Genomic DNA, 15,170 nt, shown 5'->3' with positions numbered 1-15,170 from the left:
TGCTCATTATTGGCGTTTCCAAACGCGAAACTTGAATATTCTTAGATTTCATGGAGATTAATATGACAACAGCCCCAGTCGCCGATGTATTGGCTGGAAAACATCAGGTTGGCACGAGTGTATCTGTGCAAGGGTGGGTTCGCACAAAGCGTGACTCAAAAGCCGGTCTTTCTTTTGTTGCCGTTCATGACGGTAGCTGCTTTGACCCTATTCAAGTGGTTGCGCTGAATTCTCTTACCAATTATAACGATATTCTTAAGCTAACAACGGGTTGCTCTGTTATTGCTACTGGGGTTATTAAACAATCAGAAGGTAAAGGACAAGCGCTAGAAATAGAAGCTGATTCTATTGAGATTGTTGGTTGGGTAGAAAACCCTGATACCTACCCCATGTCTGCTAAGCGTCATAGTATTGAATACTTGCGTGAACATGCCCACTTGCGTGCTCGTACCAATATAATTGGCGCAGTAACTCGCGTACGTAACTGTTTGAGTCAAGCCGTACATAGATTTTTCCATGAGCACGGCTATTATTGGATAAGTACTCCCATTTTAACGGCATCTGATACTGAAGGTGCAGGTGAAATGTTCCGCGTATCTACCCTTGATATGAACAACCTACCGCGCACTGATAAAGGTGATGTTGACTACAAGCAAGACTTTTTCGGCAAAGAAACGTTTTTGACGGTATCAGGCCAATTAAACGTTGAAACTTACTGTACGGCAATGTCAAAGGTGTACACTTTCGGCCCAACGTTTAGAGCAGAGAACTCAAATACCAGCCGCCACTTAGCTGAATTTTGGATGATTGAGCCAGAAGTCGCATTTGCTGATTTATCTACCGTGGCTCAGTTAGCTGAAGATTTACTTAAATATGTATTTAAAGCCGTTTTAGAAGAGCGCGCTGATGATATGGCGTTTTTCCAGCAGCGTGTCAACAAAGACGTTATTACGCGCATGGAACAGGTTGTTAATTCTGAATTCGTTCGAATGGATTACACCCAAGCCATTGAAATTTTGCAAAACTGCGGCAAAGAATTTGAATTCCCAGTTGAATGGGGTGTTGATTTATCGTCTGAGCATGAACGTTATATTGCCGAAGAACACGTTGGTGCGCCGGTTATAATGCAAAACTATCCAAAAGATATTAAAGCCTTCTACATGCGTATTAATGATGATGGCAAAACGGTAGCAGCAATGGACGTACTTGCCCCAGGGATAGGCGAAATTATTGGTGGTTCGCAGCGTGAAGAGCGACTCGATGTATTTGATGCGCGTTTAAAAGAGATGAACTTAGACGCGGAAGATTACGCTTGGTACAGAGATTTGCGCAGATACGGTACAGTACCACATTCAGGTTTTGGCCTTGGTTTTGAGCGTTTAGTTTCGTACGTAACCGGTGTACAAAATATTCGCGACGTAATTCCGTTCCCGCGTTCACCAGGCAACGCTAACTACTAGAAAGCTAAAATAAGGAGTTCGTTCTAAAATGAGCTCCTTATTTATTCCCCCCCACTTTTTGCTGCCACCATCACCTTATTTTTACATAAAAAATACATTTTACACCTTCAGTTAATTGCATATTTTGTCGATATGTTTGAGACTTAATACATCATTTTATTTGTTACCTAAAGGTTCATTTTGAATAATCATTGGATAGAAAAGGTTTTGGCTCGCCCTAAGCTTGTTATTGTTGTAAGTATCATATTTATGCTACTTGCCGCTTTGGGCAGCAAAAATTTATATTTTAGGGGTGATTACAAAGTATTCTTCAAAGATGATAATCCACAGCGTTTAGCTTACGAGCAAATGCAAGAGCGATTTACAAAAAATGAAAGTGTTTCTATTGTTATTTCCGTAGAAGATGGGACTCAGTTTACGCAAGAAAGACTTGCGATGATTAAAGATTTATCTGACGCGAGTTGGCAAATTCCCTTATCTACCCGAGTAGACTCGCTCACTAATTTTCAACACACCTATTCAGATGAAGGGGATTTGATTGTTGAAGATTTACTCATGGATATAGACGATTTAGATAACAATAGGATTGCGCTGATTGAAAGCGTAAGCTTGAATGAACCTGATTTAGTAGACAAACTCATTTCTTCAAACGGAAAAGTGAGCATGATCAACGTTAATATATTGCTACCTGATGGGGACCAAACAGCGGTTATTCAGGAAGTTAGCGACTATGTTCGCAATATGGTAGCGCCCTATCAACAACAATATCCTGACGTACAATACCGCCTAAGCGGCATTGTATTTATGACCGACGCTATGTTTTTAGCTGCTCTGCACGATGTAAAAACGCTATTCCCAGCAATGTTTATACTCATTAGTATTTTAATAGCAGTATTAATGCGAAGTGTATGGGCAACGGTAGCCACTCTGATCATTATTTTCACTAGTATTATTGCCACCCTAGGCCTTGGCGGCTGGTTCGGTATGTTTATGAACATAGCCACCGCCAACGTGCCGGTTATTATTATGACTTTAGCGATTGCCGATAGCGTGCATGTTATTTCTAGCTTACGCTATTATATGCAACAGGGTGACAAAAAATCCCTCGCGATTCAAAAGAGCCTAAAATTAAACACTCCACCTATAATTATGACCAGCCTTACCACCGCCATTGGATTTTTAACCCTTAATTTTGCTGAAGTACCGGTTTTATCCGATTTAGGTAATTTGGTTGCAATAGGGGTGATTATAGCCTGCCTATTCTCCCTCATTTTACTACCCGCTTTATTGTTAGCACTGCCTATTTCTTTTAAAAAGGAAGCGCTTAAAGAAGCTAGCCCTTGGGAGAAAATGGCCAAACTGACTATAAATTACAGCCGCCCAATTGTATTGACAGGCCTTGTCTTAATAATTGGAAGTGCTTTTTTAGCCAGCAAAAATGAACTTAATGATATTGCCATTGAGTATTTCAATAAAAGTAACACCTTTAGGCAATCGGCCGATTTTCAGCAAGATAACTTAAGTGGCTTAACCAACATCGACTTCGCGCTTTATACTAATAAAGACAACGAAATAAACAGTCCTGAATATTTGCGTTTAATAGAAGAATTTACCGCTTGGTTGTTACTTCAAGAAGAGGTGGATCATGTGCTTAGCTACAGCAACACCATTAAACGCTTAAGTAAAAACGTAAATGATGATGACATTGCATTTGAAGTTATTCCTGAAAACCGCGAATTGGCAGCGCAATATTTACTGCTTTATGAAATGTCCTTACCTTTCGGGCTTGATACCAACAATCAAATAGATTTGCGAAAATCGGCAGTGCGCGTAATGGTAACCATACAAAACCTAGGCAGTAGCGAGCTAACCGCCTTTGAAGACAAAGCAAAAGCATGGATGAATAATAAAGCTCCTCAATACACGCTTGAAGCTGCCAGTATCCCCTTAATATTTGCACATATTGGAAAAGCCAATATGGAGGGAATGATTAAAGGGGGTGTTGTTGCCCTTCTGCTTATTTCAGGCTTACTGTTGTTTGCACTGAGAAGTGTAAAGCTAGGATTGATCAGCATAATCCCTAATTTACTTCCTGCATTAATGGGATTTGCGGTATGGGCACTTATTTCAGCAGAAATAAGCATGGCATTATCAGTAGTAATGACCATGACCTTGGGTATTATAGTAGACGATACAGTGCATTTTTTAAGTAAGTATAAAAAATCTATCGACTCAGGCTCTACACCAAACGAAGCGATTATGTTTGCATTTAATAATGTTGGCAATGCGCTGTTAATTACCACCATAGTATTGGCAAGTGGCTTTACGGTTCTCGCTTTCTCAGGCTTTGCCTTGAATTCAGATATGGGTACATTAACGGCAATTATTATAGTCCTTGCGCTTATTGTAGATTTGTTACTACTACCAGCCATGTTGTCTTTCGGACAAAAGAAATCAAGGTCATCATCGAGGTAAAATTAAAAGAATGCTAAATAAGAAGCACAAGAATGCGTAAAAAAGTATTAGTTGTAGATGACTCAGCAGTAATGAGAAAGCATATTCAAACTGTTTTGAATAACGCTGGATACGAAGTGATTTTTGCGATTAACGGGCAAGATTGTTTAACTCAAATAGCCTTAAATACGCCTGACGTAGTTACGCTTGATATAAATATGCCGGTTATGGATGGAATAGCTTGTTTAAAACAAATTATGACCACACATCCCCTGCCAGTAATAATGGTATCTTCTCTTACTCGAAAAGGAGCGATAGCCACTTTACAAGCGCTAGAATTAGGTGCGGTTGACTATTTTGCGAAACCCGAAGGTGTACATAACCAGAATATACTTGATTCAGGTATTCAATTAGTTGAAAAAGTAAAAGCTGCCTGTCAATCTAAACTTAGGCCGCGTAGTACCTTTCGCAACAAATTTAATACATTACACCCAAGCGAGTCACCCAAACCCCTTGCGCCAACGCAGCCAACTTCGCTACCTATACAAAAGCACGCAAAATTTGATTTAATTGTTATAGGTGCTTCAACTGGCGGCCCTGGGTGCTTGCAACAAATTCTGCAAAACTTGCCTGCTGATTTTCCTGTACCCATTGTAGTTGCTCAGCACATGCCGGCACGATTCACCGAGGTATTTACGAAGCGCTTAAACAGCTTGTGTAAGCTTGCGGTAAGTGAAGTTTTAGATACGACAGAGCTCAAGGCGGGCCATATATACATAGTTAAAGGGGATGGTGATATAGAATTTTCGGCCCAAGGAGGCATTATTGTAGCCACGCCACAAGCTATTGATAAAAATTTTGTATGGCACCCTAGCGTAAGCAAAATGGTGCTCTCGGCTATGAATATTTTACCTTGCGAAAGGCTAATGTGCGTCCAGCTGACCGGCATGGGCAATGATGGCGCAAAAGAGATGCACCAAGCTTATAGTAAGGGCGCATTTACAATAGCGGAATCATCTGAAACAGCGGTTGTATATGGCATGCCACGTGAATTAGTAGAATTGAGGGGGGCTACCCACACGCTCGCCAATAACAAAATCAGTGAAGCGATACTACAAGCAATGTAGTTTTATAAGGCTAGAAATTCACGCTAAAATAAGCCACTACAGTACCGCGCGAAGCATCTGCAATATCACTATTGTTATTTTGGGGGTACAAAGGCAAACCCACAATATTTTCTACACTTCGCGTGTCGGCAATACGTACCTTGCCATCACCAAATTTATAATAAGCCCCAAAGGTGAAGGGTAATTCAATTAACTCAGTGTCAAAGGCTAAGCTCACCCCCATTAAGTCAATGGCCTCTAAGCGCTGAAACTCAATGTTGGTATCAATGCTTGAATTAGCGTTGTCGGTAAAAATACCGAATTTTATGCTGTCAGTTCGGTTAATAGTATACGCCAAGCCCAAAGCTACATTCACCACTTCATCTAACACTTTGGTCACCGGTGAACCAAATACCTCGAGTAGTTCAACGCCCTCATCTACTTTTTCGAAATACTGAAGGTCAGCGCTAAATAGCCAGTTGGCCGTTTTATAAGCGGCGCCTACATTTATATTAAATGGGTACTTCTGTTTGCAGCAAGCGCTTTCCGATAAGCGCGCAGCCGACACTACATCAGGAAAGTCAGCAGGTACACCCGTTAGAAATATTGCACTAACAAACTCATGATTACGCTGCACAACAATAGACTTAGCGATTTTCGCCCCTAATGACCACGCGTTATCTTGGTACAACATAGAAACAGACGGAATCATAAGAATGTTGTCATCAGAATAACGCGCACTGGCTTGAAAGCCACTGGCCGAGGCACTGAGTTCGCTTGAACTTGAGCTTATAACCGTCCCTGAAGATTGCGTAGTCTGAAATGCTCGGTACTCTATGCCCAACCCAAAGCCAATAGAAAAGTTATCATTAATTTGCTTGGCAGCAGCACCTACAACTTGGTAAGCACTGTTATCAATATCTATTGTGATAAATTCATTGTTTGTAGAACTTCCAGTGCCTAAAAATGCCGGGCTTTGATAAAATATTTCGTCATCAGAACGTTCTTGACTGTAATCAGTCACCATTAGTGCCGCGCCTAATGTCCAACTATTAGTGTTATAGCTAATACCAAAGAAGCCTGGGACAATTGAAAACGCACTGCGTTTAAAATCGTCACTATTCCCAAACACATTATTAAATGTGGTTTGTTCCCAGGCAAAGGTGTTAATTGATGCCATGTTACTATCACCAACACGAGTAAGCGCGGCAGGATTATAGTAAATACTTGATAAATCATCTCCCACTGCCGTATAAGCCCCGCCCATTCCTACGGCATCTTTACCAATAAGCAAGTTATTGTAATGGTATTCATCAGCTAACATAAAAGGGGAAAGTAACAACAAATTTGTCACTGTACATACACGTAAAAATGTTTGTTTCATTGCACTTTCCTAATTATGATTATTAACGCTTTATGGCGCAGCTTCTGGCGCTGGGCGAGGGTCAAAGTCACTCATAGCCATATATGTGGTAATCATTGCCCATACAGTTTGGTTTTGAGTAATGTCCGCTAGGTTTATCTTATCTAAAGTATCGTTTGGCGTGTGATGGTAATCAAAGTAATAGGTTCCATCCTGTTTAAGCGCAATAACTGGCACGCCTAACTTGGGCATAATTGATACATCAGGGCCACCGTTTGTGGTGTTGTTCCCTAATACCACGCCAATTTTTGCTAACTCTGCGTATAGCTCACTTGCATCGCTTCTAACAGCTTCATTAAAGCGGGTATCAATTTGATAAATGGGACCCGCACCAAAATCTGATTCACCCGCCATAATGATATTTTTAAGACTATCTTTGTTATCTCGCACATATTGGCGAGCACCTATCAAACCAATTTCTTCTGCAGCGAATAACACCACGCGAATTGTTCGCTTGGGCTGGCCTACAACTTTTTTCACTAGTGTTGCAGCGGCGGTTGCAATACCTACGCCTGCGCCGTCATCTAATGCACCAGTACCTTCATCCCACGAGTCTAAGTGGCCGCTTACTAAAACCACTTCATTTGGTTTTTCAGTGCCCGTAAATTCCCCAATAACGTTGTAAGAGGTTTGCCAACCTGCGTCTTTAGCCTGCATATTAATATTAAGCAGTACTTCAGTGTTGCCAGTAAACATCGCTTCTAGGTTGTTTGCATCGGCTATAGAAATAGCACCTGCAGGTATTTTCGTCACGCCGTCTTCGTATCGCATCACGCCCGTATGAGCAAAACGAGAATTATCAGTCCCTACTGAGCGAATAATGACAGCGCTTGCGCCTAATTTTGACGCTTCAACCGCGCCATTTACGCGGTTAGGTACCACTTGTGAGTAAAAGCGGCCAGCTTTATGGCGCTGCATCCGGGTATTTAAAAATACAATTTTACCTTCAATTTCATTTGCGCTTGCTTTGCTTAAGGCTTCTAATGACTCAAACATCACTACCGGCGCTTCAATCCCGCTTTCAGGCGTTGCAATAGAGCCCCCTAAGGCCGTTATTACCAGCGGCTGAGGGTAAGGCTTAATAACATTCGCATCGGCAAAACCACGTTCCCAATTGCGCACTCGAACAGCCTGTTTATAGACTTTATCAAAGCCCAATTCATTTAATTTATTTTCAGCCCAAACAACCGCTCGTTTATCGCCCGATGAACCTGGAATACGAGGGCCAACTTCAACCGTTAATGACTTAACTATCTCAAAAGCCAAATCACTTTCATCACTTTGGTTTTGCACCTTACGAACGTATTCCATCACTTGATTTTGCGCCGGCGTAACTTCAAGCCCCTCTTTGGCTGGTTGAGGAGTATAGGTAGCACCGCAAGATGCCAGGGTTAATATGCTAAAAGCACAAAAACCCGCTTTATAAAAAGAAGTATTCATTTTTGTCAAATCCCATGTAAATTGTCGTTTTTATTATATTTATTGAAAAATATGTAAAGCATAAACCATACCGTTTGCGTTACAAATTTAACCTTAGCACAATATAAATTTAAATCTGTACGAATTCTGGTAAAATGAAGCCATAATTTATGCCGCTACAATGGCCACGCAACAAGAGTAATACATGCCTCGCACTAAATCTGCCAATCCTACTTCCCTACGCGCTCAGCCCACTGCTCGCATGAAAGCTGAGAGAGGCCTTTTCTCCTATCCTAAATATTGGGCAGAATGTTTTGGTTACGCACCATTTTTACCTATGTCTAGGGCCGAAATGGACCAATTAGGCTGGGATAGTTGTGACATTATTATTGTGACAGGGGATGCATATGTTGATCACCCAAGCTTTGGCATGGCAGTAATTGGCCGCACACTTGAGGCACAAGGCTTTAGAGTAGGCATTATTTCGCAGCCTGATTGGCACAGTAAAGAAGACTTTATGAAGCTTGGCGAACCCAATTTATTCTTTGGCGTTACCGCTGGCAACATGGATTCTATGATTAACCGCTACACCGCTGACAGAAAACTACGCCATGATGATGCTTACACTCCTAACAATGAAGGCGGTAAGCGCCCCGATAGAGCCGTAACCGTATACACGCAGCGCTGTAAAGAAGCTTATAAAAAACCGGTTGTAATTGGTGGTATTGAAGCCAGTTTACGCCGTATAGCACATTACGATTATTGGTCTGATAAGGTCCGCAGAAGCGTATTGTTTGACTCAAAAGCCGATATGCTGATGTTCGGTAACGCTGAGCGCCCCTTGCTAGAAATGGCACATAGGTTTGCAAACGGCGAAAGCATAGACGATATGCAAGATATTAGAGGCACGGCCGTTATTCGTAAAGAGCCGCTCCCCGGCTGGCAAGGTGTTGACTCTACCCATATTGATACTATTGGCAAAATAGACCCAATAGTTAGCCCTTACGAATATATTGAAGATAAATGTGCCATAGCGAGTGAAGCTGACAAAGAGTCGGCCATTGAAGTTGAAAAAGCGCAAGCCGTAGTTATTCAACCACACACTAAAAAAGAGCGCCGCAAGCCATGGGATAAAACTTATGTGTTGCTCCCTCCTTATGACGTAGTGCGCGCTGAGAAAACCCTGTACGCGCATACTTCTCGTATTTTGCACAAAGAAACCAACCCTGGTTGTGCACGGGCATTAGCGCAGCGCCATGGTGATAGAATTATTTGGATCAATCCACCGGCCTATCCACTTGAAACCGAAGAGATGGACGCAGTATTCGATTTGCCTTACGCAAGAGTGCCCCACCCTAGTTATGGCAAGGCTAAAATTCCTGCTTACGACATGATTAAAACCTCGGTTAATATTATGCGCGGCTGCTTTGGCGGTTGTACCTTCTGTTCTATAACTGAGCACGAAGGCCGTGTTATTCAAAGCCGCTCTGAAGAATCTATCATTCGTGAAATTGAAGAAATCCGCGATAAAGTGCCTGGTTTTACTGGCGTAATATCAGATTTGGGCGGCCCAACAGCCAACATGTACAAGTTGCGTTGCAAAAGCGCGAAAGCTGAGCAAGCCTGCCGCCGCTTAAGTTGCGTATGGCCGCAAATTTGTGGTCACTTAGATACAGACCAAACGCCTACCGTAGAGCTTTACAAAAAGGCACGGAAGGTAGACGGCGTTAAGAAAGTACTGATTGCCTCTGGTGTTCGCTACGATCTTGCCATTGAAGACCCTAATTATGTTCGCGAGTTGGTTACTCACCATGTGGGCGGATATTTAAAAATAGCGCCTGAGCATACAGAAAAAGCCCCCTTAGATAAAATGATGAAACCAGGCATGGGGACTTACGATCGTTTCAAGGAAATGTTTGATAAATATACGAAGGAAGCGGGTAAAGAACAGTTCTTAATTCCTTACTTTATATCAGCTCACCCCGGTACAGAAGACGAAGACATGCTAAATTTGGCTTTATGGCTGAAAGAGCGAAACTTCAAGTTAGATCAAGTACAAAACTTCTATCCATCGCCCATGGCTAACGCCACCACTATGTATCACACTAATAAAAACCCTATACATAAAGTGACACATAAAAGTGAAGCAGTTGAAGTACCTAAAGGTGAAATTCACAGACGATTGCATCGTGCATTTTTACGCTATCATGATCCCGCCAATTGGCCCATGCTACGCAAAGCGTTAATTGAGATGGGAAAACCCTATTTAATAGGTAACGGACCTAAATGTTTAGTGCCAGCAGAAAGCAAAGACGAGCTACGTGGCCGTGACCATAAAGAATTTGCAAAACGCTCTATAAACAAAGCCTATGCAAAAGGGAAAAGTAAAAACGGACCTAAGCCTCAAAAAGCATTGACTCGCTTCAGTGATGATCAACCACACAACCAGCCTGCAAATGGCAAACGCAAAGGTAGCCCTAGCAAGGGGCGAAATAAACCTAATAACAAACGCTAACACTGAAAACTTGCGGGTGTACAATAAACACCCGTAAATCAATGAAATATCAGGCAAAAGCATGGTTTTCAAACAAAAAATTTCATAATTAACTATACTAAGGTCGAATTTTAGCTTGCAATCTGCTTAAAAAAGCGGTATAACGTACATAAGTATAAAAGTAAATCGAAATTTGATTGATTCTAGCTATACCTCATGTGTAAATTTGTAGTCATAAATTTACATCCCACCACCCACATATTCTAACTGACTTAGTCAGAACAGAATATCTTACAAAGGAAGACCCTATGAAGTTGACCCAATTATTTAAACGTCATTATCCATATGCACCCATTGCTTATATCGGAAGAAAGCAAGTAGAAAAAATCTTAGGTGCTGACATAAAAAAGCTCAAGAAAGTACGAGCTGACGAAGTAGCCAAGTAAGGCTAAAAGAATAAAATAATAAAAAAAAGGCAAACGAAAGTTTGCCTTTTTTGTTACCTATCAACAATTTTTGAAAGAAGCATGTAATTCACGGGTACAAGCAACAAGGTTATGAAAGTAGCAAACAAAATACCGAATCCTAATGATATTGCCATTGGTATTAAAAATTGTGCTTGCGTTGATTTTTCGAATAACAAGGGCATTAAGCCTATAAACGTTGTTAGCGACGTTAGCATTACAGGCCTAAAGCGAGCGGCTCCAGCGGTCATTGCTGCATCTAGCACCGCCATCCCTTGCTCTCGTTTTTTATTAATATAGTCTACCAATACGAGGGAATCATTTACTACCACCCCTACTAGTGCAAGCATGCCTAATAAACTGAATATTGTTAAGTCCATTCCCATTACCCAATGCCCTACTACCGCACCTATCATCCCGAAGGGAATAACGCTCATAACAATAATAGGTTGGCTATAAGATTTAAATGGTATAGCTAACAAACAATAAATAACAAAGAATACAAATATTAATGCCCATCCCAATGAGCCAAACGATTCACGTTGCTCACGAGCTTCGCCTTCTAAACTATATTTTACCCCTGGATATTGCTGCATCAAACTCGCTAGGTACTCGTTGATATCACTTTGCAGTACCGTCATATTCGTACTTGTTTTATCAACATCAGCCGTAATGCTCACGGTTCTGAAGCGGTCAACCCTATAAATAGTGGCTGGGCTCTTATCAGGTTGCAATGTTGCCACATGAGATAGCGGCACTTTGTCACCGGAAGGGGTTTCAATTAAGATATCTTTAAGCGTACTGAGTGAGCTTCGCTCATCTAAAGGCAAGCGCACCATTACACGTACGTCATCACTACCGCGCTGAATACGTTGCACTTGGGAGCCATAAAAGGCATTACGCACCTGCTGAGACAATCCAATTCGCGTTAAGCCGAGTACTTTACCCGCGTCGGTTAGCTCTATCCTGAGTTCCTGTTTACCGTCTGACAAACTGTCAGCAATTTCAAATACACTCGGGTATGTGGCTAATCGCGCTTTTACCTCATCAGCTAATTGATTTAGCGTAGTCAACGATTTAGCACTTAATTGAATATCAATAGGATCTGATGAACGGCCTAATTCAGCCCTAAAGGTCAGCAGTTCAGCACCTGGAACAGACCCAATTAACTTGCGCCATTCAGTGACTAATTCACTTGAAGATATATCAGAGCTTCGTTTCTCTGGCGGGGTAATTTCAAAGCGCACACTTCCCACATTTGAAGTACCGCCTCTACCACCGGTTGTTGCTAATACGTTGGTGATAATTTTTTCGCCAGTAATGTCATCAACATATTTATCTTGCAGTTCAATGGCTTTGTCAGTCATTCTGGTGATGTATAAATTGGTTACGTCAAAAGGAGTGCCTGTAGGCATAGTTAAGCTTGCACGAACCGTTTCACTCGGGATACGGGGAAAGAATACAAATTTTGTCCAGCCACTGGTAATTAGTGCACTTATAATGAAAAAGAAACCTACAAATAAGCTTAAAGTGGTTAGTTTGTTTCGCAGGGCTCTTCGCAAAACAGGTTGATAGTATTTTAAAATGGCGCTTTCAAAGCCATCAGCAAAACGTTGTTGAAAGGCGTCAAAACGATTGGTTTTATCTTTGTCGCTGCGAAGTTTTATATTCTTTAAATGAGCGGGTAACACAAATTTAGATTCTACTAATGATAACAGCAACACTGGAATAACAACGAATGGAATTTGAGCAAAAATAGGCCCTCTATTTCCGTCAATAAACGCTAAGGGCAAGAATGCAGCAACAGTGGTTAAAATACCAAAGGTAACAGGGGTAGCAACTTCCAGTGTACCGTTTATTGCGGCTTGTTCGCTGCTAGTGGCTGTTTTCAAATGCGTATAAATATTCTCGCCTGTGACAATAGCATCATCTACCACAATCCCTAGCACTAGAATAAACCCAAATAAGCTCATTATATTAATGGTTACACCCATAACTGGCATGAACATAAATGCACCTAAAAAGCATACGGGAATGCCAATAAATACAAAAAATGCAATTGAGGGACGCAAAAATAGCGTTAATAACAATAAAACTAAAAATCCACCTTGAATCGCATTTGAGGTTAAGGTAGCAATACGGCTTTTAACAATCTCTGAATCATCATCCCAAAATGACAACTCAAACCCTTCAGGAAGTGTTGATTGCTTGTTAATGATGTACTCTTTGACCTTGTCAGCCACTTCAATTGCACTTTGCTGGCCAATTCTATAAACGTCTAAAAACGCGGCTTGTTTGCCGTTAAAGCGCGTGCGCACCGGTGTTTCTTCGAAGCCGTCGGTGATCATAGCAATATCTTTTAAGCGTACGACTGAACCATCAGATTTCGTTAAAATGGGAATATTAATGAATTCGTCTTTGTGATACGCCTGCCCTTTTGTGCGTATCAATACGTCACCACCTACGGTTTTTAAATTACCCGCTGATAAATCAGCACTTGCATTATCAATTAGATTGGCAATTTCACTAATGCTCAAATCAAACTTTTGAAGTTGTGATTGGCTTACCTCAATGGTAATTTCGTAGTCGCGTACACCCGACATATCAATTTGCGTTACACCATCAATTAACAGCAATTCATCACGCACTTGCTCAGCGTATTCTTTTATTTCTTTTTCGCTATAGGGTGCAGCAATGGTAACGGCCATTACTTCTCTTCGGCGCTGAGCCAATGCTATAACTGGCTTTTCGGCATCAGCAGGGAATGTGTTAATAGCATCCACACGGCTTTTCACGTCGGCTAAAATATCACGCGCGTTATAGCCGCTTTCTACTTCTATGGTGACTGACGAAGAGCTTTCAGATGACCTGCTAGTTATCTGCTTTATGCCTTCTAAATCTTGTACTGATTCTTCAATACGAACCGTAACACCCTGCTCTACATCTTCAGGCGCACTTCCACGTAAACTAACACTAACCGAAATACGCTCTGATTCGAAGGTTGGAAACACTTCTAATGGGATTTGCGTAGTTAAGCTAAATAAGCCTCCCATTAGAATACTGATCATCAATAAATTGGCTGCAACCGAGTTACGAGTAAACCATGCGATCATCTTGAAGGCCTCTTGTCGCCTTTAGGCTTTTTAATATTATCTTTAGCGCGAGGTTTATTACCGCTAGTTGGTTCTAACACCTTAACACGCGTGCCCGAGCTTACCTGCCCCATAGGTGTTAATACGAGTGACTCACCAAATTCTAAACCACTGCTAATAATAGCCTCAGTTCCGTTTTGCCATAAAATACTAATGTCTTTACGCATCAATATATTGTCTTTTACCGTATAAACGTAACTGCCTTGGTAAATGGAAGTATTAGGGACGACAATGGCGTCGTTTAAGCGCTTACCACTTAATTGCGCATTAACGTACTGGCCTATTTTGATAGGCACCATGTCTTTGTTTTTTTGACTGTAAGGATCATCAATTTGTGCCACTACGTATAGTTGTTGCGTGCTAGCATCAATAGCACCTTCGGTACGAACCAACTTTGCCAGCCAATGTTGTTTGCCTACTGCATCTGAACGAAGATGTACCTTTGAATCAGTGCTGAGTGAGAGCTTGTTACGGTATTCTCGAGGTAAGTCAATTAGGGCTAAATCGGCATTATTTATAGGTAATCTAACTTCTATTAAATCAATTGCATAAATACTTGCCACGGTTGTGTTTGAGTTAATGTATTGGCCTAGGTCTGCTTCGGTCACCAAAATACGACCGTCATAGGGCGCTCGAATAGTGGCACGTTCAACGGCTAATTGTGCTTGTTCTAATTGAGCTTGAGCTGACAACAAGCTGGCCTTTGCTGCTTCAAGTTGTGGCTCTCGCAATACTAGTGCATTAGGTGTTTCACCATTTCCAAGGCGCTTCCAATCAATCAAAGCTTGCTCAGAGCGCGCTTGTTCTTCTAGTAAAGTTTGTTGGGCTGATAACACATTTGCTTGCGCTATTTTTTCTTGCGCGATGTAGTCTCGTTCGTCTATCCAAACCAGTGGGTCGCCTTTTTCGAAAAAGCCACCGTCGCGAAATTCATCGGCTACTTTGACTATTTGCCCACTTACTTGAGCCACTAAGTCACTTTGGGTTCTTGGCGCTACCACACCAAAACTATTTAGCACAACATCGTAGGTTTGGGGTCTTATTTCCTGCACTTCTACTAATACTTGTGCTGCATTGCTGGGTTTTCCGCGCCTTGCTTCAGGAGGATTAGATGTTACAAAGTAAACTATTGCTGCACTGACCAACACAACACACAAGGGGATCAGTAGTTTTTTTGCTTTATTCATATATTTGTTAA

9 protein-coding genes are annotated in these 15,170 nt (G+C 41.6%); 5 read left to right on the top strand and 4 right to left on the bottom strand.

Features of this window, described 5'->3' with window-relative positions; genetic code table 11:
- Positions 1–62: 62 nt before the first annotated feature.
- From asnS to cheB, 3 genes are all read left to right on the top strand, one after another.
- Positions 63–1,460 (top strand): asparagine--tRNA ligase, encoded by a 1,398-nt coding sequence (gene asnS / locus ACOI22_RS00705; RefSeq protein ID WP_420669199.1) that lies wholly within the window; start codon positions 63–65, stop codon positions 1,458–1,460.
- A 180-nt stretch (positions 1,461–1,640) separates the two neighbouring features.
- Positions 1,641–3,935 carry an efflux RND transporter permease subunit gene (locus tag ACOI22_RS00700; RefSeq protein ID WP_420669197.1) on the top strand — a complete coding sequence of 765 codons (2,295 nt, stop codon included), beginning with the start codon at positions 1,641–1,643 and terminating at the stop codon, positions 3,933–3,935.
- A gap of 32 nt (positions 3,936–3,967) precedes the next feature.
- Positions 3,968–5,041 carry a chemotaxis-specific protein-glutamate methyltransferase CheB gene (cheB, locus tag ACOI22_RS00695; RefSeq protein WP_420669195.1) on the top strand — a complete coding sequence of 358 codons (1,074 nt, stop codon included), beginning with the start codon at positions 3,968–3,970 and terminating at the stop codon, positions 5,039–5,041.
- Positions 5,042–5,051: 10 nt separating this feature from the next.
- Here the strand turns inward: cheB and ACOI22_RS00690 are convergent, their stop codons facing one another.
- Entirely contained in the window at positions 5,052–6,404 is a 1,353-nt protein-coding gene (locus ACOI22_RS00690) for an OmpP1/FadL family transporter (protein ID WP_420669193.1), read from the bottom strand.
- A gap of 30 nt (positions 6,405–6,434) precedes the next feature.
- Complete coding sequence (locus tag ACOI22_RS00685; RefSeq protein ID WP_420669191.1) at positions 6,435–7,883, bottom strand: M20/M25/M40 family metallo-hydrolase; 1,449 nt, start codon at positions 7,881–7,883, stop codon at positions 6,435–6,437.
- Positions 7,884–8,067: 184 nt separating this feature from the next.
- Here ACOI22_RS00685 and ACOI22_RS00680 point away from each other — a divergent pair, with 184 nt between their 5' ends.
- Positions 8,068–10,377, top strand: a complete 2,310-nt coding sequence (locus ACOI22_RS00680; RefSeq protein WP_420669189.1) for a YgiQ family radical SAM protein — start codon at positions 8,068–8,070, stop codon at positions 10,375–10,377.
- A 287-nt stretch (positions 10,378–10,664) separates the two neighbouring features.
- A complete protein-coding gene (locus ACOI22_RS00675; RefSeq protein WP_420669187.1) occupies positions 10,665–10,802 on the top strand; it encodes a hypothetical protein in 138 nt (45 codons plus the stop codon).
- Between the two features lie 53 nt (positions 10,803–10,855).
- Here ACOI22_RS00675 and ACOI22_RS00670 read toward each other — a convergent pair whose 3' ends face one another.
- Together ACOI22_RS00670 and ACOI22_RS00665 are read right to left on the bottom strand one after the other, a co-directional pair.
- On the bottom strand, positions 10,856–13,933 hold the full coding sequence (locus ACOI22_RS00670) for an efflux RND transporter permease subunit (RefSeq protein WP_420669185.1): 3,078 nt from the start codon (positions 13,931–13,933) through the stop codon (positions 10,856–10,858).
- The gene (locus ACOI22_RS00665) at positions 13,930–15,159 is read right to left on the bottom strand and encodes an efflux RND transporter periplasmic adaptor subunit (protein ID WP_420669183.1); all 1,230 of its coding nucleotides are present in this window, start codon (positions 15,157–15,159) and stop codon (positions 13,930–13,932) included. The genes ACOI22_RS00670 and ACOI22_RS00665 overlap by 4 nt, the downstream gene beginning before the upstream one ends.
- Between the last annotated feature and the right edge of the window lie 11 nt (positions 15,160–15,170).

It is taken from the genome of Glaciecola sp. 2405UD65-10 (assembly GCF_048820975.1).
Classification (GTDB): Bacteria; Pseudomonadota; Gammaproteobacteria; order Enterobacterales; family Alteromonadaceae; genus Glaciecola.
Note: the sequence above shows the minus strand (reverse complement) of the source record. Positions and strands in the feature narration are given on the sequence as shown.

Excerpts from the sequence above, each read along its gene's own strand:
- asnS (WP_420669199.1), top strand. The coding sequence starts at position 63 with ATGACAACAGCCCCAGTCGCCGATGTATTGGCTGGAAAACATCAGGTT.
- cheB (WP_420669195.1), top strand. The coding sequence starts at position 3,968 with ATGCGTAAAAAAGTATTAGTTGTAGATGACTCAGCAGTAATGAGAAAG.
- ACOI22_RS00690 (WP_420669193.1), bottom strand. The coding sequence starts at position 6,404 with ATGAAACAAACATTTTTACGTGTATGTACAGTGACAAATTTGTTGTTA.
- ACOI22_RS00685 (WP_420669191.1), bottom strand. The coding sequence starts at position 7,883 with ATGAATACTTCTTTTTATAAAGCGGGTTTTTGTGCTTTTAGCATATTA.
- ACOI22_RS00680 (WP_420669189.1), top strand. The coding sequence starts at position 8,068 with ATGCCTCGCACTAAATCTGCCAATCCTACTTCCCTACGCGCTCAGCCC.
- ACOI22_RS00675 (WP_420669187.1), top strand. The coding sequence starts at position 10,665 with ATGAAGTTGACCCAATTATTTAAACGTCATTATCCATATGCACCCATT.
- ACOI22_RS00670 (WP_420669185.1), bottom strand. The coding sequence starts at position 13,933 with ATGATCGCATGGTTTACTCGTAACTCGGTTGCAGCCAATTTATTGATG.
- ACOI22_RS00665 (WP_420669183.1), bottom strand. The coding sequence starts at position 15,159 with ATGAATAAAGCAAAAAAACTACTGATCCCCTTGTGTGTTGTGTTGGTC.